The sequence below is a fragment of the Pseudomonas sp. Tof1 genome, from assembly GCF_055390395.1.
The window spans coordinates 1,022,238-1,044,028 of record NZ_AP024344.1 but is presented as its reverse complement, the minus strand read 5'-3'; the positions used below and the strand labels follow the sequence as shown (position 1 = coordinate 1,044,028).

General features: G+C 63.4%; 21 protein-coding genes, 2 pseudogenes and 1 riboswitch. Of the genes and pseudogenes, 12 read left to right on the top strand and 11 right to left on the bottom strand.

Features of this window, described 5'->3' with window-relative positions; translation table 11 throughout:
* Nucleotides 1-141: 141 nt before the first annotated feature.
* Together ACZ5KU_RS04755 and ACZ5KU_RS04750 are read right to left on the bottom strand one after the other, a co-directional pair.
* Nucleotides 142-1,824 carry a fatty acid--CoA ligase gene (locus tag ACZ5KU_RS04755; protein WP_416771834.1) on the bottom strand — a complete coding sequence of 561 codons (1,683 nt, stop codon included), beginning with the start codon at nucleotides 1,822-1,824 and terminating at the stop codon, nucleotides 142-144.
* A 148-nt stretch (nucleotides 1,825-1,972) separates the two neighbouring features.
* Nucleotides 1,973-3,156 (bottom strand): annotated as a pseudogene (locus tag ACZ5KU_RS04750) (MFS transporter).
* Nucleotides 3,157-3,263: 107 nt separating this feature from the next.
* Here ACZ5KU_RS04750 and ACZ5KU_RS04745 point away from each other — a divergent pair.
* Nucleotides 3,264-4,037: an AraC family transcriptional regulator gene (locus tag ACZ5KU_RS04745; RefSeq protein WP_464736879.1), complete on the top strand. Its 774-nt coding sequence runs from the start codon at nucleotides 3,264-3,266 to the stop codon at nucleotides 4,035-4,037.
* Here the strand turns inward: ACZ5KU_RS04745 and ACZ5KU_RS04740 are convergent.
* Nucleotides 4,021-4,650 carry a LysE family translocator gene (locus tag ACZ5KU_RS04740; RefSeq protein ID WP_416773426.1) on the bottom strand — a complete coding sequence of 210 codons (630 nt, stop codon included), beginning with the start codon at nucleotides 4,648-4,650 and terminating at the stop codon, nucleotides 4,021-4,023. The two genes, ACZ5KU_RS04745 and ACZ5KU_RS04740, sit on opposite strands and share 17 nt — an antisense overlap.
* 255 nt (nucleotides 4,651-4,905) lie before the next feature.
* Between ACZ5KU_RS04740 and ACZ5KU_RS04735 the strand changes: the two genes are divergently transcribed.
* The 3 genes from ACZ5KU_RS04735 (at nucleotide 4,906) to ACZ5KU_RS04725 (ending at nucleotide 7,737) form a co-directional block, all read left to right on the top strand.
* Nucleotides 4,906-5,871, top strand: a complete 966-nt coding sequence (locus ACZ5KU_RS04735; RefSeq protein ID WP_464736878.1) for a 2-hydroxyacid dehydrogenase — start codon at nucleotides 4,906-4,908, stop codon at nucleotides 5,869-5,871.
* A 33-nt stretch (nucleotides 5,872-5,904) separates the two neighbouring features.
* Nucleotides 5,905-6,903, top strand: coding sequence for a class I SAM-dependent methyltransferase (locus tag ACZ5KU_RS04730; protein WP_054064163.1), 999 nt, complete (start codon nucleotides 5,905-5,907; stop codon nucleotides 6,901-6,903).
* A gap of 40 nt (nucleotides 6,904-6,943) precedes the next feature.
* A riboswitch (yybP-ykoY riboswitch) is annotated at nucleotides 6,944-7,065 on the top strand.
* An 87-nt stretch (nucleotides 7,066-7,152) separates the two neighbouring features.
* On the top strand, nucleotides 7,153-7,737 hold the full coding sequence (locus ACZ5KU_RS04725) for a TMEM165/GDT1 family protein (RefSeq protein ID WP_054058556.1): 585 nt from the start codon (nucleotides 7,153-7,155) through the stop codon (nucleotides 7,735-7,737).
* Nucleotides 7,738-7,800: 63 nt separating this feature from the next.
* On the opposite strand, the gene ACZ5KU_RS04720 is transcribed toward ACZ5KU_RS04725, so the two are convergent.
* Nucleotides 7,801-8,619: a M48 family metallopeptidase gene (locus ACZ5KU_RS04720; RefSeq protein WP_054058555.1), complete on the bottom strand. Its 819-nt coding sequence runs from the start codon at nucleotides 8,617-8,619 to the stop codon at nucleotides 7,801-7,803.
* Between the two features lie 40 nt (nucleotides 8,620-8,659).
* On the opposite strand from ACZ5KU_RS04720, the pseudogene ACZ5KU_RS04715 reads away from it, so the two are divergent.
* Nucleotides 8,660-10,174: pseudogene (locus ACZ5KU_RS04715) on the top strand (methyl-accepting chemotaxis protein); the annotation flags it as partial.
* Nucleotides 10,175-10,189: 15 nt separating this feature from the next.
* Complete coding sequence (locus ACZ5KU_RS04710; protein ID WP_416773424.1) at nucleotides 10,190-11,032, top strand: methyl-accepting chemotaxis protein; 843 nt, start codon at nucleotides 10,190-10,192, stop codon at nucleotides 11,030-11,032.
* 150 nt (nucleotides 11,033-11,182) lie between these two features.
* Here the strand turns inward: ACZ5KU_RS04710 and ACZ5KU_RS04705 are convergent, their stop codons facing one another.
* From ACZ5KU_RS04705 to ACZ5KU_RS04695, 3 genes are read right to left on the bottom strand one after another with little or no spacing between them, the layout of a single operon-like run.
* Complete coding sequence (locus ACZ5KU_RS04705; protein ID WP_054058553.1) at nucleotides 11,183-11,803, bottom strand: SOS response-associated peptidase; 621 nt, start codon at nucleotides 11,801-11,803, stop codon at nucleotides 11,183-11,185.
* Between the two features lie 38 nt (nucleotides 11,804-11,841).
* Nucleotides 11,842-12,102, bottom strand: a complete 261-nt coding sequence (locus tag ACZ5KU_RS04700) for a putative signal transducing protein (RefSeq protein WP_054058560.1) — start codon at nucleotides 12,100-12,102, stop codon at nucleotides 11,842-11,844.
* Between the two features lie 14 nt (nucleotides 12,103-12,116).
* Nucleotides 12,117-12,299, bottom strand: a complete 183-nt coding sequence (locus ACZ5KU_RS04695) for a CPXCG motif-containing cysteine-rich protein (protein ID WP_054064161.1) — start codon at nucleotides 12,297-12,299, stop codon at nucleotides 12,117-12,119.
* A 142-nt stretch (nucleotides 12,300-12,441) separates the two neighbouring features.
* Here ACZ5KU_RS04695 and ACZ5KU_RS04690 point away from each other — a divergent pair, with 142 nt between their 5' ends.
* Nucleotides 12,442-13,608, top strand: coding sequence for a 1-acyl-sn-glycerol-3-phosphate acyltransferase (locus tag ACZ5KU_RS04690; protein WP_054058551.1), 1,167 nt, complete (start codon nucleotides 12,442-12,444; stop codon nucleotides 13,606-13,608).
* Nucleotides 13,609-13,785: 177 nt separating this feature from the next.
* On the opposite strand, the gene ACZ5KU_RS04685 is transcribed toward ACZ5KU_RS04690, so the two are convergent.
* Nucleotides 13,786-14,073 (bottom strand): hypothetical protein, encoded by a 288-nt coding sequence (locus ACZ5KU_RS04685; RefSeq protein ID WP_192842709.1) that lies wholly within the window; start codon nucleotides 14,071-14,073, stop codon nucleotides 13,786-13,788.
* Between the two features lie 203 nt (nucleotides 14,074-14,276).
* On the opposite strand from ACZ5KU_RS04685, the gene ACZ5KU_RS04680 reads away from it, so the two are divergent.
* On the top strand, nucleotides 14,277-14,483 hold the full coding sequence (locus tag ACZ5KU_RS04680; RefSeq protein ID WP_017904795.1) for a hypothetical protein: 207 nt from the start codon (nucleotides 14,277-14,279) through the stop codon (nucleotides 14,481-14,483).
* 76 nt (nucleotides 14,484-14,559) lie between these two features.
* On the opposite strand, the gene ACZ5KU_RS04675 is transcribed toward ACZ5KU_RS04680, so the two are convergent.
* Nucleotides 14,560-15,144, bottom strand: a complete 585-nt coding sequence (locus ACZ5KU_RS04675; RefSeq protein ID WP_054058558.1) for a YajG family lipoprotein — start codon at nucleotides 15,142-15,144, stop codon at nucleotides 14,560-14,562.
* 358 nt (nucleotides 15,145-15,502) lie between these two features.
* Here ACZ5KU_RS04675 and ACZ5KU_RS04670 point away from each other — a divergent pair, with 358 nt between their 5' ends.
* Nucleotides 15,503-15,736 (top strand): hypothetical protein, encoded by a 234-nt coding sequence (locus ACZ5KU_RS04670; protein ID WP_054064160.1) that lies wholly within the window; start codon nucleotides 15,503-15,505, stop codon nucleotides 15,734-15,736.
* 730 nt (nucleotides 15,737-16,466) lie between these two features.
* Entirely contained in the window at nucleotides 16,467-17,975 is a 1,509-nt protein-coding gene (gene mqo, locus ACZ5KU_RS04665) for a malate dehydrogenase (quinone) (RefSeq protein ID WP_054058549.1), read from the top strand.
* Between the two features lie 70 nt (nucleotides 17,976-18,045).
* On the opposite strand, the gene ACZ5KU_RS04660 is transcribed toward mqo, so the two are convergent.
* The gene (locus ACZ5KU_RS04660) at nucleotides 18,046-18,333 is read right to left on the bottom strand and encodes a PA4642 family protein (RefSeq protein WP_054064159.1); all 288 of its coding nucleotides are present in this window, start codon (nucleotides 18,331-18,333) and stop codon (nucleotides 18,046-18,048) included.
* Between the two features lie 62 nt (nucleotides 18,334-18,395).
* Nucleotides 18,396-18,890, bottom strand: a complete 495-nt coding sequence (locus ACZ5KU_RS04655; RefSeq protein ID WP_054058547.1) for a hypothetical protein — start codon at nucleotides 18,888-18,890, stop codon at nucleotides 18,396-18,398.
* A 145-nt stretch (nucleotides 18,891-19,035) separates the two neighbouring features.
* On the opposite strand from ACZ5KU_RS04655, the gene glsB reads away from it, so the two are divergent.
* On the top strand, nucleotides 19,036-19,944 hold the full coding sequence (gene glsB, locus ACZ5KU_RS04650) for a glutaminase B (RefSeq protein ID WP_054058546.1): 909 nt from the start codon (nucleotides 19,036-19,038) through the stop codon (nucleotides 19,942-19,944).
* 188 nt (nucleotides 19,945-20,132) lie between these two features.
* Nucleotides 20,133-21,782, top strand: a complete 1,650-nt coding sequence (locus ACZ5KU_RS04645) for a hypothetical protein (protein WP_054058545.1) — start codon at nucleotides 20,133-20,135, stop codon at nucleotides 21,780-21,782.
* Nucleotides 21,783-21,791 lie beyond the last annotated feature (9 nt).

The window sequence follows — 21,791 nt, the reverse complement described above, 5'->3', positions numbered from 1 at the left end:
AGTCGCAACCACTCTGGCACAGCCTTTTGACCCGCCTCGCCACAATCGGCTCGGCAAGCATGGCCGAAAAAAATCATTTGGCAAGGCAAGCGCTTGCTTGGTCGGGGATTGCCACGCCCGGACGGGCGTGGCGAGAAGGAATTACAAGGTGGAAAGGAAGGCGCTGTTGCTCTCCTGCCATTCGACGATATCGAGGCGGATACGCTTCTTGTCGAGCTTGCCGACGCTGGTCTTGGGAATTTCAGTAACAACGGCGATCTGGCTTGGGATCGCCCACTTGCTCAGGTGACCCAGCTCGACGAACGGCTTGAGATGTTCCTTGAGTTCCCGCGCATCGAGCTGATGGCCCTCGCGCAGTACCAGTAAGGCAAACGGACGCTCGCCCCATTGCGGATCGGCGATACCCACCACCGCCACTTCGCGGACGCCCGGATGGCGGCTGACCAGATCCTCCAGGGCCAGGGACGACACCCATTCACCGCCGGTCTTGATCACATCCTTGATCCGGTCGCGGATGTCGATCACGCCCATGCTGTCCAGGGTCGCGACATCGCCGGTGTGCTGCCAGCCCCCGGCCCAGAGCTGGGCGCCCTTCTCCGGCTCGTTGAAGTAGCCTTCGCTCAGCCACGGTGCACGCAATACCAGCTCACCCTGGCTTTCGCCATCGGCGGGGAGGAAGTTGCCGTCATCGTCGATGATCGCCGCCTCGACCAGCGGCCCCGGCACACCGGCCTTGATCCGGTAGGTGGTGCGCTCGTCCTCGCTGCCGGCCATCAATTCCTCGTTGAGGTGGGCGCAGGACACCAGCGGCCCGGTCTCCGACATGCCGTAGGCGGCCGTCAACTGGATGCCGCGGCTCTTGGCCGTCTCGTACAGCGTGCGATTCAATGCGCTGCCGCCGATGACCATCTTCCAGCCCTTGAAATCGACGCCCTGCGCCGCCTTGGCGTTGAGCACCATCTGCAGAATGGTCGGCACGCAGTGGGAAAAGGTAACCTTCTCCCGGCGCCACAACTCCACCAGGTACTCCGGATCGTAGCGTCCGGGATAGACCTGCTTGAGCCCGAGCATGGTCGCCACATAGGGCAGGCCCCAGGCGTGCACATGGAACATCGGGGTGATCGGCATGTACACGTCGTTGGTGCCCAGCAGCCGCACGCTGTCGACACTGCCCATGACCGTCGCCACGCCCATGGTGTGCAGTACCAGTTGCCGATGGCTGAAGTACACCCCCTTGGGGTTGCCGGTGGTGCCGGTGGTGTAGAAGGTGGTGGCGACGGAGTTCTCGTCGAAGTCCTGGAAATCGTAGACCGGACTGGCCGCCGCCAGCAGTTGCTCGTACTCGCCGACCAGGTTCGGCAGATCGGCCGTGGTCGCGTCGGTATCGGTGAGCAGCAGGGTCTTCTCCACGGTAGTCAGTTGCCCGGCGATCGCCTGGTACAACCCGACGAACTCGCTGTTGACCAGCACGAAGCGGTCATCGGCGTGGTTCATGGTGTAGAGGATCTGCTCCGGCGACAGACGCACGTTGATCGTGTGGATCACTGCACCCAGCATCGGAATGGCGAACATGCACTCCAGGTAGCGATGGCTGTCCCAGTCCATCACCGCCACGGTGTCGCCGGCCTTGACCCCGGCCTGTGTCAGCACGTTGGCCAGGCGGGCGACCCGTTCGGCCAGGGTCGGATAGCTGTAGCGCACCTTGTCGCGGTAGACGATTTCGCGGGTCTTTTCATAGCGGCTGCCGGACATCAGCAGCCGCTTGATCAGCAGCGGGTATCGATAAGCGCCTTCGGCGGGCGGAATTACGCGTGTCTGCAACATGGAGTTCCCTTTCTCTGACTGCACGGTCGTGGCTAAAGATAGGCACTCTAGAGGCGCCGCGCACTCTCTAAATCAGCCAAAGGGATGATTTGCAGACGGACGCGAATAATGGCTAGGGGACATTATTCACGCCGAAACAGCGCGAACCTCAGGCCACCTGCGCCGCCGGCAGCTGTGCCGGGGTCCTGGGAAACACCAGTGCGGCGATGAAGGTCAGGGCAGCGAACCCGGCCAGGACCAGGTACAGCCCGGTCAATCCCTGGCGCGGCTCGAGGTAGGCGATCAGCGGAATCGCCGTGGCGCTGGCACCGAAGGACAGGCAGTAGCGCAGGGCAAATACCCGCGCCTGCCACTGCGGCGCGACGAAGTTGGCAACCATCGCGTCGTTCACCGTGACCTGGCCGAACACCACGAACATCAGCGCCGCCCCAGCACCAGCACCGACAGGCCATCGACCTGGGCCAGACCGAACAGCAGCGGCGCCTGGCACAGCGTCAGCAGCACGAAGGGCCATTTGAGGCTGACGCGGTCGATCACCCGGCCGATGCTCAACTGCGCGACCGCGCCGAAGGCATAGGCCAGGCTGACCACCAGGCCGAGAGTCTGCGGCGAGGCGAACAGCTCATGCAGGCGCTCCTGGAACAGCTTCGGGTAGGTCATGGTGGTAGCGTTGAACACCACCCCACCGGTGGCGGTGACCAGCGCCAGCACGCTGAACACCATGACCATCGAGATCTGCCGGCCATTTTCACCCTTGGGGCGGGTGTGGGCGGTCAACGGAATCGGCTCCTCGCGAACCTGCAAGGCAAAGCCCACGCCCAGCAGGATCGAGATCGCTCCGGGCAGGATGAATGCGGCGCGCCAGCCGAAGTACGCCACCAGCAGACCGGTGATCAACGCCGAGAATGCCACGCCGAGGTTGCCCCACATGCCGTTGATGCCGATTTCACGGCCGCGGTTGCGTGCGTAGCTGACCAGCATCGCCGTGCCGACCGGGTGATAGATCGCGGCGAAGACGCCGATCAGCGTCAGCCCCAGGGTCAGCATCGGCGCCGTGCGGGTGAGGCCGGTGAACACCGCCGCGGCACCGATGCCGAAAAAGAACAGCAGCATCATGCTGCGTCGACTCCAGCGATCGCCCAGCCAGCCGGCCGGCAGCGAACAGGCGCCAAAAGCGATGAAACCACCAAGGGACAGGCCGATCATCGCGGCAAAATCCAGGCCGAAGGTCTCGCCCATACCCAGCACGGCGGCGGGAAAGATCAGCATGAACATGTGATCGATCACATGGGCGGCATTGATGTAACGGATCACGTTTCTGGCTTGGTGCATGAAGACACGCCTCACGAAAGTCGGGGGGGGAGCCTTATGCTAGGTTGGCAATAAAACGCATTTCTGCCATATAAGTCATCGAATCGGACAGAGTGAGTCTGGCGCACATGCTGATCAGCCATTTTCTCCACGCCCCCGTCAGTGCCTACCCGCGGGACTACCCCGATGGTGCTCACCAGGAGCGGCACCGGCATGCCGAAGCGCAGTTGCTGTACGCGGTCTGCGGCGTGATGCGCCTGGTGACGGACCAGGGGGCCTGGATCATACCGCCGACCCGGGCGGTGTGGATTCCACCGCAGGTGGAACACGAAATCTTCATGAGCGGCGAGGTGCGCATGCGCTCGCTGTTCGTCGCTGCCGAGCTGTCACCGGCCAACCTCCAGGGCTGCTGCGTGCTGGCGGTCACCCCGTTGCTGCGCGAACTGATCATGCGTGCGGTGCAGGGGTCGAAACAGGCCGGCAATCCGCTGATCCAGCAACTCATGCTGGAGGAACTCGCCACCCTGGAAAACCTGCCGCTGCACATTCCCATGCCCAGCGACCGTCGGCTGCAGCGGATCTGCCTGGCCCTGCTGCAGACCCCGACCCACCCCAACACCCTGGAGGACTGGGCCCTGCAGGTCGGGGCCAGCACCCGGACCCTGGCCCGGCTGTTCCAGCAGCAACTGGGGATGAACTTCAACACCTGGCGCCAGCAGTTGCGCCTGATGGAAGCCTTGCCCCGGCTGCTGGCCGGAGACAGCGTGCAGCAGGTGGCCAAGGCCTGTGGCTACGGCAGTGCCCGGGCATTCAGCTCGATGTTTCGCCGCCTGCTCGGGGAGAATCCGCGGGAGTACGTCGCCAATCTGAACCAGTTCAGCGCACTCAACGCATCTCGCTGAACGCCAGCTTCACGCCAATGGCGATCAGCACCGCGCCCATGGTCCGGTCGAACCAGTGGCCCATGCGGGCGAAGCCGGCGCGAACCCGCGGCTGGCTGAACAGCCGCGCCACCAGGCAGAACCACAGTGCGGTGGCGGCAGCCAGGTAGACGCCATAGCCGGCCTGGATCGCCAAAGGGGTATGGGGGTTGATCACCACGGTGAACAACGACAGGAAGAACAGCGTCGCCTTCGGGTTCAGGCCATTGGTCACGAAGCCCGCCACGTAGGCCCCACGCGCCGTGCGCTCGCCAGCCTCCCTGGCCAGCGCCTCGGTGGCCGCTGCCGCCGGCCTGGCGCGAAGGGCCTTGAAGCCGATGTACAGCAGGTACGCTGCTGCCAGCCATTTCAGCACGTTGAACAGCACGATCGACTGCGACACGATCAGGCCGATGCCCAGCAGCGAATAACCGACATGCAGGAAGATCGCGCTGCCGACCCCCAGGGCGGTCCAGGTGCCGGCACGGCGCCCGTGGGTCACGCTTTCCCTTACCACCACGGCAAAGTCGGGCCCCGGACTGGCCACCGCCAGCAGGTGGATCAGCGCAACGGTCAAGAATTCGGTCAGGTACATGGACACGTCGGTGGACTCCTCGGTAACGAGTGGCCTGTACGGTTAATTCGAACACTCAAGTTCGGGTCCAGGGGTTTGCCAGACAAGGCGCCATGACGAGTCGTAGCAGGGCTACGGCGAGGAGTGGCAGCGCAGTCTGGCGAAGCCCTGGGCCCGGAGTGGGGTATGCGAATTTAGCCACACAGGCCACTGGGCAGGTCATCTGTTAGGCTGGCTACCTTACGCGTTCACCCGACAGCAAAAAAGGTACAGTTGATGAGCCACCCTCGCCGCGCGGTATTTCTCGATCACCCGTCCCTGGACCTCGGCGATCTCGACCTCGCCCCCCTGCGCAGTTGCTTCGATGAATTGCGCCTGTGCAGCCGGACCACGGCGCAGAACCTGCTGGAAAACCTGGAGGGCGCGACCGTCGCCATCAGCAACAAGGTGCCGCTGGATGCCGCGACACTGGCGGCCTGCCCCGAGCTGAAACTGATCCTGGTGTCCGCCACCGGTACCAACAACGTCGACCTGGTGGCTGCCCGCAAACAGGGGATCACCGTCAGCAACTGCCAGGCCTATGGCACGCCGTCGGTGGCCCAGCACACGCTGATGTTGCTGCTGGCCCTGGCGACCCGCCTGAACGACTACCAGAAGGCCGTGGGCGAAGGCCGCTGGCAGCAGGCGACGCAGTTCTGCCTGCTGGACTTCCCGATCGTCGAGTTGCAGGGCAAGACCCTCGGCCTGCTCGGTCATGGCGAACTGGGCGGAGCGGTGGCCAGGCTGGCCGAAGCCTTCGGCATGCGCGTGCTGCTGGGGCAGATTCCCGGCCGGCCGCAGCGTGACGACCGCATCCCCCTGGCGCAATTGCTGCCGCAGGTCGATGCCCTGACCCTGCACTGCCCGTTGAACGAACACACCCGCCACTTCATCGGCGCCACCGAGCTGGCCCTGCTCAAGCCCAGCGCCTTCGTGGTGAATACCGCCCGCGGCGGCCTGATCGACGAGCAGGCGCTGGCCGATGCCCTGCGCAACGGTCATCTCGGCGGTGCCGCGACCGACGTGCTCAGCGTCGAGCCGCCCAGCGCCGGCAACCCGCTGCTGGCCGGCGACATTCCGAGGCTGATCGTCACCCCGCACAACGCCTGGGGCAGCCGCGAAGCCCGGCAGCGCATCGTCGGCCAACTGGCGGAAAACGCCCGGGGCTTTTTCGCCGGGGCAGCGCTGCGGGTCGTCAATTGATAGACTGCCGGACTTTTTTTCAGGGAGCAGACCATGGATCCGCGCAGTGAAGTACTGCTTCGTCAGGCCGAATATTTCCAGGGCAACCTGCTGCTGGTGGGCCTGCCCGCCGACGACCTGCTCGGCCACCTGCCCAATGCCCGCGGCTGGTGCTGGCATGCCGGTGACCAGGCGGCGCTCGACGCGCGTTTCGCCGGACGCAGCCACTTTGGCGTAACCCCACCCGAGGCGGCGTTCGACGCCGCCGTGGTGTTCCTGCCCAAGTCCCGCGAATTGGCCGACTACCTGCTCAATGCCGTCGCCGCCCGGCTGCCTGGCGGCGAGCTGTTCCTGGTCGGCGAAAAACGCGGCGGCATCGAAGGCGCGGCCAAACAGCTGTCGGTACTCGGCAAACCGCGCAAGCTCGACAGCGCGCGGCATTGCCAGCTGTGGCAGGTCACCGTCGCCGAGGCCCCGCAGGCCAAACCGCTGGAAAGCCTGGCCAGGCATTACCGGCTGGACCTGACGGACGGCCCACTGACCGTGGTCAGCCTTCCGGGTGTGTTCAGCCATGGCCGGCTCGACCGTGGCACGGCCCTGTTGCTCGAACACCTGGACAATCTGCCTGGCGGCCCCCTGCTGGATTTCGGCTGCGGTGCCGGCGTGCTCGGGGCCGTGGTCAAACGCCGCTACCCGGACAACCAGGTGATCCTGCTCGACGTCGATGCGTTCGCCGCCGCCAGCAGTCGCCTGACCCTGGCGACCAACGGTCTGGAAGGCGAAGTGCTGACCGGGGACGGCATCGAGGCCGCCCCCCTCGGTTTGAGTACGATCCTGAGCAATCCACCGTTCCACACCGGGGTTCACACCGACTATCAGGCCAGCGAGAACCTGCTGAAAAAAGCCGGTAAACATCTGCAAAATGGCGGCGAACTTCGCCTGGTCGCCAACAGCTTCCTACGCTATCAGCCGCTGATCGAAGAACACCTGGGCCCCTGCGTGACCCAGGCCGAAGGCGACGGTTTCCGAATCTACAGCGCCCGGCGTCGCTGAAAAATAAACGCTTGCGCAATGGGTTTTGCCTAGGCAGAATCCGCTCCGTCCTAGGGGAGTAGTCTCCCACGAGCGCCACGCTCGTCCGGCATGCGTCAACATACTTGGTCCTCAGACCATGGCGCATGCGACCCACGGTTCGCACAGACGAGCCCGGGGTTTGACAAGACCTATGACACGCACACCTTACCCGGGGCGGGAAGGCTGTACGTGTCATAGCCGTGTCGACCCGCCCCTTAGGAAAACCTGATGCTGGATTCCCTTCTCGTTCCCACCGCAATCGTTGCCTTGGCCGAAATCGGCGACAAGACGCAATTGCTCGCGCTCATCCTGGCAGCTCGTTTTCGCAAACCCTGGCCGATCATCGCCGGTATCGTCGCCGCGACCCTGGCCAACCATGCCGCAGCCGGTGCGGTAGGCGCCTGGTTCGGCAGTTTCTTCTCGGATGCGGTCCTGCACTGGATTCTCGCCGCGAGCTTCACCGCCACCGCGTTGTGGACCCTGGTACCGGACAAGATGGACGATGACGAAGCCAGCACCAGCCGCCGGTTCGGCCCGTTCCTGACCACGCTTATTGCCTTCTTCCTCGCGGAGATCGGCGACAAGACCCAGGTCGCCACGGTCATGCTGGCGGCCCAGTACCCGGAACTGTGGCTGGTGATCATCGGCACCACCCTGGGCATGCTGATTGCCAACGTGCCGGTGGTGCTGGCCGGCAACTTCGCCGCCGACAAGCTGCCGCTGACCCTGATCCGTCGCCTGGCCGCCTCGGCGTTCTTCATCCTGGCGCTCGTCGCGGTGTACAAGGCACTGCAGAGCAGCGGCTGGATCTGATGGGAACCACGGTGGCGAGGGGCAGCCCCCGCCACCGTGGGCAATGGACAGGCTCTGCGGTCCTCAGGACTTGCGGGCCTGCTGGTACAGCGGCATGACCTTCGGAATGGCCGCCTGCAACGAGGCGATCCGGCTGCTGGACGCCGGGTGAGTGCTCATGAACTCCGGCGGCGCGCCTTCAGAGGCCTTGCTCATCTTGTTCCACAGGCTGATGGCCGCATTCGGGTTGTAGCCGGCGCGAGCCGCCAGTTCCAGACCGATCAGGTCGGCCTCGTTTTCGTTTTCGCGACTGTTGGGCAGGGTCATGCCATAGTTCGCCACGGTATCGGCCAACGCCAGGCTGTCCTTGCCCAGGCCGAACAGGGCACCCGCACCCTGCTTGGCCATTTCCAGCCCGTAGGCCTTGGACATCGCTTCGCGCCCATGCTCCCGCAGGGCGTGGGCGATTTCATGGCCCATCACTGCGGCGATCTCGTCGTCGGTCAGCTTGAGCTGGTCGATCAGGCCGCTGTAAAAGATGATCTTGCCGCCAGGGCCGCAGTTGGCGTTCAGTTCATCGCTCTTGATCAGATTGACTTCCCACTGCCACTGGGCCGAATCCGGACGGAATGTCGGCGCCTGGGCGATCAGCCGGTTGGCGATGGCCTGAACCCGCTTGGCATTGGTGCTTGTCTTGTCCAACACCCCCGACCCCTTCGCCTCACCCAGCGTCTTCTGATACGACTGGGCGTACATCTGATCGACTTCCTGGCTCGACAACATGCTGAACATATATTGTTGGCGCTGGACACCCACGGCACCACCACTGGTGGTATTCACCGCCTGGCACCCGGCCAGCAGCAGCCCTGTCGTCAACGCACACAAAACCAATCGTTTAGTCATGAACACTCTCCCTGAAAACTGCCGGCTATCCTAGGCGGTGATGTGTATCGACGCCAGATACAAAGCATCTGTAGTCCTGGATTTCAGACGAGCTTCAACATTTGTAGGAAAAAATTCACGATCAGCGCCACAGCGCGATCCATCAGAGCTGGGGACTTACTCATTTACGACATGGGCACACTCAAAACAGTCATTTCCTGCCCGCCCCCTAATGCCCGGCCGATGCCCTGCCGATATAACCGTACAGACGTCACCTACCGCGTCCGGAGCCTCCATGAAATTCAAGTCGATTCAGTTTTCCGTCGCGGCCCTGGCCGGCGCCATCGTTCTCAGCGTGGTCGCCGCCCTGGTGATCTATGCCCTGGTGTCCGGTGCCAAGACCCAGGACATGGTGCAACAACGTACCCAGGAACAGTTCGAACAAGTCATCGAACAACGTCTCAATGCCCTGGCCAGAACCCAGGTCAGCCAGATCCAGCGCGAGCTCGAGGCGCCTCTGCTGATCGCCTCCGGCCTGGTGCATGTCAACGCCCTGATCGGCACTCCGGACGCCGACGGCAAGCCGGTCCTGAGCATCAGCCGCGAACAGCTGATCAGCCTGATCAAGGAAAATGTCGAGCGCAATCCCAAGGTGCTCGGCGCCTATATCGCCTGGGAAAAGAACGCCCTGGATCACAACGACGCGGCCTATGCCGGCAACGCCAAGGCCGGCGCGGCCAAGGACGGGCGTTTCCTGCCCTGGTGGTTCCGCAACGACGACGGCAGCCTGGGCTTCTCGACCCTGGTGGACGTGGACGACCAGAAGTTGCTGTCCACCGGCGTGCGGGCGAGCGAGTACTACCTGTGCTCCAAGGAAACCGGCAAGACCTGTGTGATCGACCCGGCGCCCTACAAGGTCGGCGACAAGATGGTGATGCTCGCCTCCTTCATCCAGCCGATCATGCTGGGCGGCGCCTTCCAGGGCATCGTCGGTGCCGACCTGTCGGTGAACTTCATCCAGGACATGCTGCTGGCGGCCAACCAGAAGCTGTACAACGGCGCCGGTAACATGGCCCTGGTCGGTACCAACGGCCGCCTGGTGGCCTACACCAAGGACCCGAGCAAGTTCGGCGAAAAGGTCAGCGATATCCTCGATGCCGATAAAGTCGCGACCATGGGCAAGCTCAATCGCGGCGAGGTGACCTACAACGTCGACAAGAGCAAAGGGCTGATCGAGCTGTACCTGCCCTTCGGCATCGGCCAGAGCGATGCACGCTGGACCCTGATGATGCAACTGCCGCTGAACGCGGTGATGGCCGACCTGCAGAAACTCCAGGACGAACTGGACGAACAGCGCAAGGCCGACGTGTTCGGCATGGCGGTGGTCGGCCTGGTCATCGCCGCGCTCGGCCTGCTGGTGATCTGGCTGGTCGGCCACGGCATCGCCCGGCCACTGCGGCAGATGGTGGCGATGCTCGACGATATCGCCCAGGGCGAAGGCGACCTGACCCGCCGCCTGAGCAGCGACCGCGCCGACGAACTGGGCTCGATCGCCAAGGGTTTCAACACCTTCCTGATCAAGTTGCAGGCGATGATCAGCCAGGTGGTGACCTCGGTGCAGAGCGTCAGCGACTCCTCGGAACACACGGCCGACATCGCCATCCGCACCAATCTGGGCGTGCACAAGCAAATGGCCGAGATCGATCAGGTGGCCACCGCCGTGCAGGAAATGACCGCCACCGCCCAGGACGTGGCCCGCAACGCCACCCAGGCGGCACAGGCCGCCAGCCACGCGGACATGGCCGCCAGCGATGGCATGCGCATCGTGCGCGATACCTCCGCCGCCATCGGCGACCTGGCCGTGGAAATCGGCCGCGCCGTGGGCGTGGTGCAGACCCTGGCCAAGGACAGCGAGAACATCAACGCGATCCTCACCGCCATTCGCGGCATTGCCGAGCAGACCAACCTGCTGGCGCTCAACGCGGCGATCGAGGCGGCCCGCGCCGGCGAACAGGGGCGTGGTTTTGCCGTGGTCGCCGACGAGGTGCGCAACCTGGCCCAGAAGACCCAGCAGGCCACCGAAGAAATCCAGTCGATGATCCAGCAGTTGCAGCAGGGCACCCGCGAAGTGGTCAGGGTCATGGAGGACAGCCAGCACAAGACCGACGAAAGCGTGCAGCACGCGGCCAAGGCCGCCGAGGCGCTGGAAACCATTACCCAGGCGGTGTCGGTGATCAACGACATGAACACCCAGATCGCCAGCGCGGCCGAGGAACAGAGCGCGGTGGCCGACGACATCAACCGCAACGTGATCAACATCGGCCAGGTGGCGAACGAGGTGGCCGGCGGGGCCGACGAGTCGAGCACGGCCAGTGCGCAACTGACCAAGCTGGCGGAGCAGCAGCGGCGCCTGATCAATCAGTTCAAGGTCTAGTCTGAAAAAGCCCACCCCCTGTAGGAGCCGGGCTTGCCCGCGAAAGGGACCTCCAGGCCGCTAAAAGCTTCGCGGGCAAGCCCGGCTCCTACAGGGTTTCCGGTTCAACACCCAGCCCGGCCCCGACAGGAGCCAACTCATTGCCGGGCCTCAACCCGGCGTCAGGCACTCCGGCGCATTGAGCTTCGGATCATTCACCAGGTTGGCCAGCAGGCGCTCGCGCAACGGCATCTGCGGGCTGGCCAGCAACCCCTGCAACACATGCAGCGGGGTGTCCTCGGCCAACCAGGCGGCCTGCCCCGCTTCATCGAGAATCAGCGGTCGGCGCTGACTGGCCGCCGATTGCGTGACCACCGCCGTACTCAGCCAGACCTGCTCCTGCACCGGATAGGCCTCCCAGATCGCCGCAAAAAACAGGCTGGAGCCCTCGGCCGGTGTCAGCCAGTACGGCCGCTTGCGCTGGGTGCCGCGCCACTCGTAGAAACCGTTGGCCGGCAACAGGCAACGCCGCTCGCGAAACGCCTGGCGGAACATCGGCTGCTCGGCCAGGGTTTCGGCCCGGGCATGGGCCGGCGTGCGCGACAGGTCGGTCAACCAGGCCGGCGTCAGCCCCCAGCGGGCCCTGGCCAGTTCACGCCGGCCGGCGTTGGCACGCAGGATCAGCACCGAATCGTTGGGCGAAATGTTCCATTGCGCCTGCTGATCGGCGGGAAAACCGGGCAAGGCTGCAAAGGCGGGGTTCCAGCGAAACAGGGCAAAACGTCCACACATGGGGCAATACGACTCGTTCTGTAAACTCGATCAGGGTGCTAGCAGAGCAGCACCCCGGCAACCTGCTCCGGCTCATCGCCAGGCAGCGGCAGTGCGGCATTGTACGCGGCGATCAACTCGCGTGCGTACTGCGCCTGCTCATCCTCCACCGCCAGGGCCAGCAGGCCGAACACCGGCAACTCGCCGACGCCCCCCAGCAGGTCGCGCCCGACCAGGTGCGCCTCCACGCCTTCGCTGGCGAGCATGCCCAGCAGCAGCTCGCCCTCCATCAGGTTTTCCGGCTCATAGATGCGCTGCATCGGGATGCCCCCAATCACTCGTTTTCCGTGTGAACGTCGAGCATCCACTCGTGACCGTCGGTCTGCAGAGTGAACACGATCGGTCGACAACACACCGGGCAGTCCTCGATATAGGTCTGGTCGCCACCGGAAAGATCCAGCACGGCCTCGGCTTCTTCACCACAGTAGGGACAGGAGTAGTACTCAGTTTCCAGCATCGCGGCCTCCGAAGGTGACTTGTGCGTATAATTGCCGGTCTATTTGCAAGGCTGATTTTTGTCCGAGCCTTATTTTTCCAATCGGGCTTTGTTATTTATCACTCAACCCTCTACTTACCCTAGCCGTTTCCAACAAGAGAGCATGATGGGCGAATTCGATGCCATCCGACCTTACGACGACTCCGAGGTGCCAGCCGTGCTGGCCCGGTTGCTCGGTGACAAGGCTTTTCTGGATATTCTCACGCACTTCCGTTTCCCCCGCCTGGTCGGAACCTTTGGCTGGCTGCTACGGCCACTGATCGCCTATCGGCTGCGTCGTGAATTCGCCGACGTGAAATGCGTGGCAACCCTGCAGGACAAGATCGAGGTCTACGTCGACAACACCATCGAACGGGCCACCGATGGCGTGACCTATACCGGCGTCGAGCAGTTCAAGTCCGGCACCGCCTATCTGTTCCTGGCCAACCATCGCGATATCGTCATGGACCCGGCGTTCGTCAACTATGCCGTCTACCATGCCGGCCTGCCGACGCCACGCATCGCCATCGGCGACAACCTGCTGCAGAAGCCGTTCGTCAGCGACCTGATGCGCCTGAACAAGAGCTTCATCGTGCACCGTTCGATCAGCGGGCGGCGGGAAAAAATGGCGGCCTACCAGTTGCTGTCGGCCTACATCAACCACTCGATCCGCCACGACTGCCAGTCGATCTGGATCGCCCAGGCCGAAGGCCGGGCCAAGGACGGTGACGACCGCACCGAGTCGGCCATCCTGAAAATGTTCCACATGAGCCGCAAGGACGAGCCGTTCGCCGAGGTCATCCAGTCGCTGAACCTGACCCCGGTGTCGATCAGCTACGAATACGACCCTTGCGACCTGGCCAAGGCCCGCGAGCTGTACATCCGCGCCACTACCGGCAGCTACAGCAAGGCACCGGGCGAGGATGACGTGAGCATCGCCAAGGGCATCACCGGCTACAAGGGCCGCGTGCACGTGAATTTTGCCGCGCCATTGAGCGGGGCCTTCGAGGACACCAAGGTGCTGGCCCAGGAGATGGATCGGCAGATCCTCGGTGGCTACCGGCTGTTCCCGGTGCATTACCTGGCCTATGCGCAGTGGAGCGACGCCGATCCGCAGCTACAGGTGCCCAAGGCTGCCGAGCTGTTCCCGGCCGAAGAACTGAACAAGGCCAGGGAGCAATGGCAAAGCCGCCTGGACGCCTGCCCGGCCGAACACCAGCCCTACCTGGTGCAGCAATACGCGACCCCGGTGCGCAACCAGTATCGGGTCAAGGCGGGGCTACCGCTGTAAGGGCGTAGTCGCAGGGTGGGGGCAGGGCTTGCCGGCCTATTCGCGGGCAAGCCCTGCTCCTGCCGGGAACGCGTTCGACGCGGTCCATGTGGGAGCCGGCTTGCTGCGGGCGTTGCTCCGACGATCCGCCAAAAGCGGCCATCCACCGGCAAGCCGCGCCCAGGCAAGGGATAGGCTCTACAGCCTGGTACTGATCCAGGACACCAGCAGCGCCACCCCCAGGCAGGCGAACCCGAACCGGTAGAAAAACCGGTTCGCCCGCACCACCCGCGAGTCGAGCAGCAGCAACGGCTGATCGATCGACCGCCCTTCGCTCTGCATCTCCAGCTTTTCCAGCGCCCGTAGCTCACGGCGGCGCGTGAGCTGCAACAGCCATGCACCGGGGCAGGCCACCAGCAGGGCGAACAGGTTGAGCCATTTGCCCGGATGCCCGGCGAATACGCTCCAGATCAATTGCAACGACATCATGAACCCTCGGATGAACCAGCGCCTGTCCAACACCCGGACGAACGGCAGATAGCCGTCGCCGCGCACGCTGGTATGGGAACACCCGTGCGTTACAGTTTCCTGTGTCCGGCTCCGTACAATTTACGGATTAATTTGCGCTGTCACCTGAACGTCACCTTAACAGGCCACCCTGTCGCCCTCGAACATTCACGGAGCTTGTCATGCTGCACGCCAACAACCAGGACCGCCTTTACCTGATCGCCCCCAGCGATGAACAGGAAGCCCTGGTGGACGCCATGTCGTTCAACGTCCAGGACCGCCACTGGCTGGTCTATTGTGCCCTCGGCGGCCATCAGCACGCCGACCTGCCCGAAGCCGACCTGACCACCGGCGTGAGCCTGCTGGACTTCCACATCGAAGCCGCGTGACCCCAGGCGGGCAGTCGACAGACAGGCAATAAAAAGCCCGGCCTCCAGAGCCGGGCTTTTCCATTGCTGCGCCGGGTTACTGGCTCAGCAGGCGGCCGATGCTCGGGTCCTTGAAGACCCGGGTCAGCGCGTCGCTCAACACGTCACTGATCAGCTTGGTGTTGGTCTGCTCGTTGGGCGCCATGCCGAAGCGCTGGTTCAGCGATGCACCGTACTGGCCGCTGTAGCGCTGGTTGGCGTTGGTCACGTCGGAGCGGAAGTTGGCCCCGATGGTGGCCTCGGTCACGTAGGTGGTGTCCTTCGGCGACTGGTAGGTCAGGTCGGACAGGGTCACGGTCAGGGTCGGTGCGTTCATCGCATTCGGCGTTGGGGTGAAGCCCAGCAGACGGACGGCGGCTTCAGCCTGGGCCTGCAGCCTTGGCACCAGGTCGGCGCCCTGGACGGTGATGGAGCTGGTTTCAGGGTAGAGGCCGCCACGAGTGCCCAGTACCGGCGAGCGACGACCGTCGACAACCCGGACCACCACTTGCTGCCCATGTCCAACCGGGGCGAGCTGGGTAGTGAGCGTGGGTTGCGGGCTAAGCTGCTGAGGACTGTTGGCACAGCCGACCAGGGTCAGGCTGGTCACAGTGATCAAACCGAACAACAGGCGTTGCAACATGCGCATCTCTCCAAGGACTAGGCTGTGTACGAAATTGTTTGAAACGCAGGTTAGGCAAGGCAAAAACCGGCGAGGAACGGCCGGGGTCGCGCCCGACTTTACTGGAGTAAATGAGCATTCCGAGCCGTTTTTTAACGCCGCATAACCAAGTTTCAAGCGATTTCGTATATAGCCTGGGCACAATCAGGCCGTCAGTATAGCCGTGCACGTGCGCCGCTCACCAGACATCGCCCCGCAGGCGGCTGCGGATACCGCGAACCGGGGGAGTCATGTCACATTTAATTCACCGCCCCTACATGCGCACGTAACAGCCCCGATACAACATCGATACCACAACGGGACAACAGGTAACGTGACGATGGAATTGCTCTGGCAACTGTTTTTCCCTCGCAAGCCCATACGCAGCTTCGCCCGGCTCGGTGCCGACGGCCGCTGCCAGGCCTTCAAGCAGTGCAACCTGCCGCCGGCGGGCGACGGCTGGGTCGAAATCGAGGAGATTCGCCTGGCCTGGATGCACCAGCCACTGCCTGCCAGTGCCCGTGTCAGCCCACGGACGTCACATCCGCGTCGGGCGCTGCCGTTGACCATCTGACCAAACGGCTAATAAAAGTCATTCAACAGGGTCATTTCTGCGCATTTCTTGGTTACAATCTCCCCCGATTATAAGGACGTCTCCTGATCGGGCCTCGCAGTATCGCTGATGCACCTGCATCGGTCCCCCGCACCGCCCACAGAGAGCCGCCCACACAGATCGAGTGAAGTCGGCGTGCTTGCTGCTGCACCTGCAACCCACCGTTTTACCGAATCTGCCAGAGCTGCCTTTGTGCTCGTTCACTGAGCTGTTTGCCCGTACGCCAGCCTTGCTTCCCGGCCGGCATTTGCTTCGCGGGCCCGGTGACAGGCCGCGGCAGCCCTTTTTTGAGGTTCACGTCTTCAAAAGAGCGTGAAAAAACGGGTATTCACTACTTCACGAGAGTGTGGCGAGCAAATGAAAAGTTTTGCCTCTGGAAATGCACCATTAACGTCCTTGACGACTCGATCACACAGGACCCGATATTCCCAGGCAGGTGCTTGAAGCCTGTCCGCCTACGGATTTGGTTGCACGATCGGATGCTCTCGACCGTAAGTCGAATTGCCGGAAGTCGCCTGAAATGCGTTCATACGCACCTCAAGCCCACCGACAGCGTCCGCTGAAGTTGCAAAAAATTGCGAAAAATCGGACATGGCGAACCTGGCCATGAGTGACACCGGGCTGACGTTGCCCTGTCAATTCCTGGCGGCCATGCCGTCAATGTGGTGCTGCAGATTTTGGAGACGCGTTAATGGCGCATAACGAAGCAGTCGATGTGGTCCTGGTAGGGGCCGGCATCATGAGTGCGACCCTCGCGGTGCTGCTCAAGGAGCTCGACCCCGCGATCAAGCTGGAAGTCGTCGAGCTGATGGACTCCGGTGCCGCGGAGAGTTCCAACCCATGGAACAACGCCGGTACCGGCCACGCCGGGCTGTGCGAGCTGAACTACACGCCACAGGCTGCCGACGGTTCCGTCGACATCAAGAAAGCCGTGCACATCAACAGCCAGTTCGAAGTGTCCAAGCAGTTCTGGGCCTACCTGTCGAAAAAAGGCACCTTCGGCTCGTGCAAGTCGTTCATCAGCCCGGTGCCGCACCTGAGCTTCGTGCAGGGTGAAAAGGACATCGGCTTCCTGAAGAAGCGGTTCGAAGTGCTGCACCAGCACCACGCCTTCGCCGAGATGGAATACACCGAAGACCGGGCGAAGATGGCCGAGTGGATGCCCTTGATGATGCCGGGCCGTCCGGTCGATCAGCCGATCGCCGCCACCCGTGTGCTCAAGGGCACCGACGTGAACTTCGGCGCGCTGACCAACCAGTTGCTCAACCACCTGACCAGCGCCCCGGACACCCAGGTCAAGTACTGCAAGCGCGTGACCGGCCTCAAGCGCAACGGCAGCGGCTGGACCGTGAGCATCAAGGACGTCAACAGTGGCAGCAGCCGTGAAGTCGACGCCAAGTTCGTCTTCCTTGGTGCCGGCGGTGCCGCCCTGCCCCTGCTGCAGGCCTCGGGCATCGAGGAAGGCAAGGGCTTCGGCGGCTTCCCGGTCAGCGGCCAGTGGCTGCGTTGCGACAACCCGGAAGTGGTCAAGCACCACCAGGCGAAGGTCTACAGCCAGGCGGCCGTGGGCTCGCCACCGATGTCCGTGCCGCACCTGGACACCCGTGTGGTCGATGGCAAGAAGTCCCTGCTGTTCGGTCCCTACGCCGGCTTCACCACCAAGTTCCTCAAGCACGGCTCGCTGTTCGACCTGCCGAGCTCGATCCGTCCCGGCAACATCGGTCCGATGCTGGCCGTGGCCCGCGACAACATGGACCTGACCAAGTACCTGATCAGCGAAGTGCGTCAGTCGATGGAGCAGCGCCTGGAATCCCTGCGCCGCTTCTACCCTGAGGCGAAAGCCGAGGACTGGCGCCTGGAAGTGGCCGGCCAGCGGGTACAGATCATCAAGAAGGACCCGAAGAAAGGCGGCGTGCTGCAGTTCGGTACCGAACTGGTCGCGGCTGCGGACGGTTCGCTGGCCGCCCTGCTCGGCGCCTCGCCAGGCGCCTCGGTGACCGTGTCGATCATGCTGGAACTGATCGAACGCTGCTTCGCCGACAAGGCCAAGGGTGAATGGGCCGCCAAGCTGCAGGAAATCTTCCCGGCGCGGGAGAAGGCCCTGGCTACCGACGCGGCGCTGTATCGCCGGATCAACGCCCAGAACAACATCAGCCTGGAGCTGGTGGAGCCGAGCAGCGAGACCGAAAGCTACGCCTGAGGTACTCGCGCCATGAAAAACGCCCCGGCCTGTTGAGGTCCGGGGCGTTTTTTTTCAGGCTGTGGAAAACTCAGCCGCGAGCGTTGTTGATCAGCTCGATATAGTCCGACGCGTTGCGCTGGTCCTGGATCAGGGTCACGAAGTCCTGGCCATGCTCGTCCTTGCCGTCGAGGTCGTAGCCGGCTTCCTTGAAGAACACCAGGAAACGCTCGAAGTCGTCGATACGCAGGCCACGATAGGCCTTGATCAGCTTGTGCAGGGACGGCGAGGTTGCATCGGCCGGCTCGAAGTCGAGGAACGACTTGACCTGCGCATCGCCGATCTCGTCACCAATCACCTGTTTCTTGTCTTTGCGCATTACCGGCTCCAGCCACAGATATTACACGGGGCGGGCAGTTTACCCCCGCATCTGCTCCGCTCTCAACGAGTACGAACTGATCCGGTATGCAGGTCGGCCCAGATATGGCCGTTGGCGTAGCTCAGGAACTGGCAATACACCGTGTCGTTGCGCAAAAGGTCCATGACCACCCGGTACTGGGTCAGCGGGTAATACAGGTTCAGGGTCTTGCTCGCCTCGTCGAACGTCGGTTTTTTCAGGCTCTTGCTCTCGCCGTCGAAGCTGACCAGCACCTGGTTGACGGTCGCGCCCTTGCTCAACGGCTTGCCCTTGAGGCGCACCAGCAGCGACGAGGTCACCGGAATCGGCTGCTGGTTGGACTGGCGCTGGCTGCCGATCACCACCGAATACTCGGTGACCTGCAACAGTTGCTGCTGCTCCGGCTCGGCGCGGCGCAGGGACAGGTCGTCCGGAGGCAGGTATTGCCCGTGCAGGGGCGCCCCCGGCGCGGCGTCGACGGTCAGGGGCAGTCCGGCGAACATCAACAGCGTCGCGGCATGGCGGATCGAAACGGGCATGGCAGGCTCCAGGGCGCTTGGCAGGGCACTCTAGCACAGAGCAACACGGCGCTTGCTCGCAATAAAAACTGTGCTTCAAAGCCTGCGCCCGGCGTCTAGCAGCTTGTAGTCCCGCAACCCGCGGGAAGTGACTGCGAGTTCGAGCATGCAAGCGCTGTTGAACGAAATCCTCGATGAAGTGCGTCCCCTGATCGGCCAGGGCAAGGTGGCCAATTACATCCCGGCGCTGGCCGATGTGCCGGCCAACCAGTTGGGCATCGCCGTGTACGGCAACGATGGCGAGCTGTACTACGCTGGCGATGCGCAGACGCCCTTCTCGATCCAGAGTATTTCCAAGGTATTCAGCCTGGTCCAGGCGATCAACCATTCCGGCGAAGCGATCTGGGAGCGCCTGGGTCACGAGCCGTCCGGCCAGCCGTTCAACTCGCTGGTGCAGCTGGAGTTCGAACGCGGACGCCCGCGCAACCCGTTCATCAATGCCGGCGCCCTGGTGATCTGCGACATCAACCAGTCGCGCTTCGCCGCCCCGGCCCTGTCGATGCGCGACTTCGTGCGACGGCTGTCCGGCAACCTGCAGGTGATGGTCGACGGCAAGGTCGCCGACTCGGAATACCAGCATCGCGCCCGCAACGCGGCGATGGCCTACCTGATGCAGTCGTTCGGCAATTTTCACAACGATGTGGAAACGGTGCTGCGCAGCTACTTCAGCCATTGCGCCCTGCGCATGAACTGCATCGACCTGGCCCGCGCCTTCGGCTTCCTGGCCAACGACGGCTTCTGCAAGCACAGCGGCGAGCAGGTACTGACGGCGCGCCAGACCCAACAGGTCAACTCGATCATGGCCACCAGCGGGCTGTACGACGAGGCCGGCAACTTTGCCTACCGGGTCGGCCTGCCGGGCAAGAGCGGCGTGGGTGGCGGGATCGTCGCGGTGGTACCGGGACGGTTCACCATCTGCGTCTGGTCGCCGGAGCTCAACACCGCCGGCAACTCGCTGGCGGGCATGGCGGCGCTGGAGCTGCTGAGCCAACGGATCGGCTGGTCGGTGTTCTGACCAAGGCCGTGCGCAATGCACGGCCTCATCAGCATCCGTATGTCATCGCACAAACTCAATCGCAAAGATCAGCAGGTCCCACAGACTTTTCCGCCCTTGACGTAGGAAATATTCCATCTATGCTCCTGTTTAACTGTATATCCATACAGTTAAATTGAACAAAACGATGACATATCAAGGAGCTAGAAATGTCAGCCATTGAACGCACACCGCAGCGAAACCTGCTGCACGACGGCAAACTCATTGCCGAACTGGACAGCCTCTTCAGCCAACAGGGCATTGCAATCCCCGGCGATGGCAGCACCGTCGTCCTGCTCGCCGAAGGGCATCACACCCTCAAGTATCACCGGCCCGAACACCTGCCGAACGGACCCGCCAGCCAACTCAAGGGGTCGCCCCAGGTCCGCTTCGAAGGCGGCGAGCACACCGCCATCGGCGATGCCACACTGCTGCGCTTCGCCGAAAACGCACCGGCCATTCCCGCCTGGCAGGTGGAGCTGCACCTGAATAACGGCCTGGCCCTGACCTACGGGCAGATCATCGCCCTGGGCGGCGACTTCTACGGCATCCCGGACCGGCCGATCGCCGACGGCAACACCGCGCAGGACCGCCAGACGCGCTTTCGCGCAGCCTTCGACTCGCTGGCCGTGCTGCCCGCCTCCCGCGAGGAAGCGCAGAATATCCTGCAGGTGATGAAAACCGAGATCAATGCCGCCAACCAGGCGATCCGCGATGGCCGGCAACCGCACGAGGCCTATGACGAACTGGGCGATACCCTGTCGGGCGAATGGAACAGGATCACCGGCGGCGGCAGCATCGCCTCGCCGCTCTTCCCCCTCGGCCGCTACCTGAAACTGGCCGCCAGCAACTGGGACCACTTCGGCCCATGGGCCCTGCTCGCCTACCAGGCCGGTCACGCCGTAGCCTTGCAACAGGCGCTGGTGGCCCGCCAGAGCGGCAAGGACCAGGATCTGGAACTGGCCTATGCAATGAACGCTTTTGCCGACCACTTCCTCACCGACCTGTTTTCCGCCGGCCACTTGCGCGTCCCCCGCAAGCAACTGGCCGACAGCGTCACCCCCAGCGACGTCGGCTCGCTGATCTCGCGCTTCATGCACGACGAGGACAGCCAGTACGGTTTGAAAGTCCGCAACGCCCGCGGTGAACAGTGGAACTGCTACGGCGACAAGCGTTACTTCGACAGCATCGACGACAGCAACCGGCGCCAGGTCAGGCAAGCGGTGCAGCAGTCGGCGGACGAGGTGTTCGCCGCCTACCTCAGCGGTGTTGTGGTGCCGGCCGAACGTTACGCCGCCCTGGGCTCGGTGCCCGACCTGGCAAAAGTCGAAGACCGCCAGGACCGCCTGAATTTCGCCCCGCTGTTCGCCCTCAAGGGCGGGAACGTGCTGCGCCGCAAGGACGTCAACGACCTCAATGACCGCAACCAGAGCGACAACTGGTGGGGCTGGAGCACCTACCTGCTGCTCAAGGACTATCAGCCGAACAAGCCCGCGGGCTACCTGAACCCGCCCGGCGTCGCCCCGACCATCAGCGCCGATGGCTGGCAGAGCCGCACCGCCAGCGAACCCAACTGGCTGCCGGGAAATGCCGTGCGCTATGCCTTCAGCTACAGCAAGGGGCTGGACGAATCCTACATCGGACCCTGGACGACCTATGCCGAACTGACCGACCGCTTCCAGCCGACCCTCAACGTACCGGTCAATGCCGCCTCCGGCGCGACCGGACGCAACGTGTTCCGCCAGTTCCGCGGTGGCTCACCAGAACGGATCGGCACGCTGGACAACCAGGCAACGACCTTTATCGACAACCATCAATGACAGGGAGAT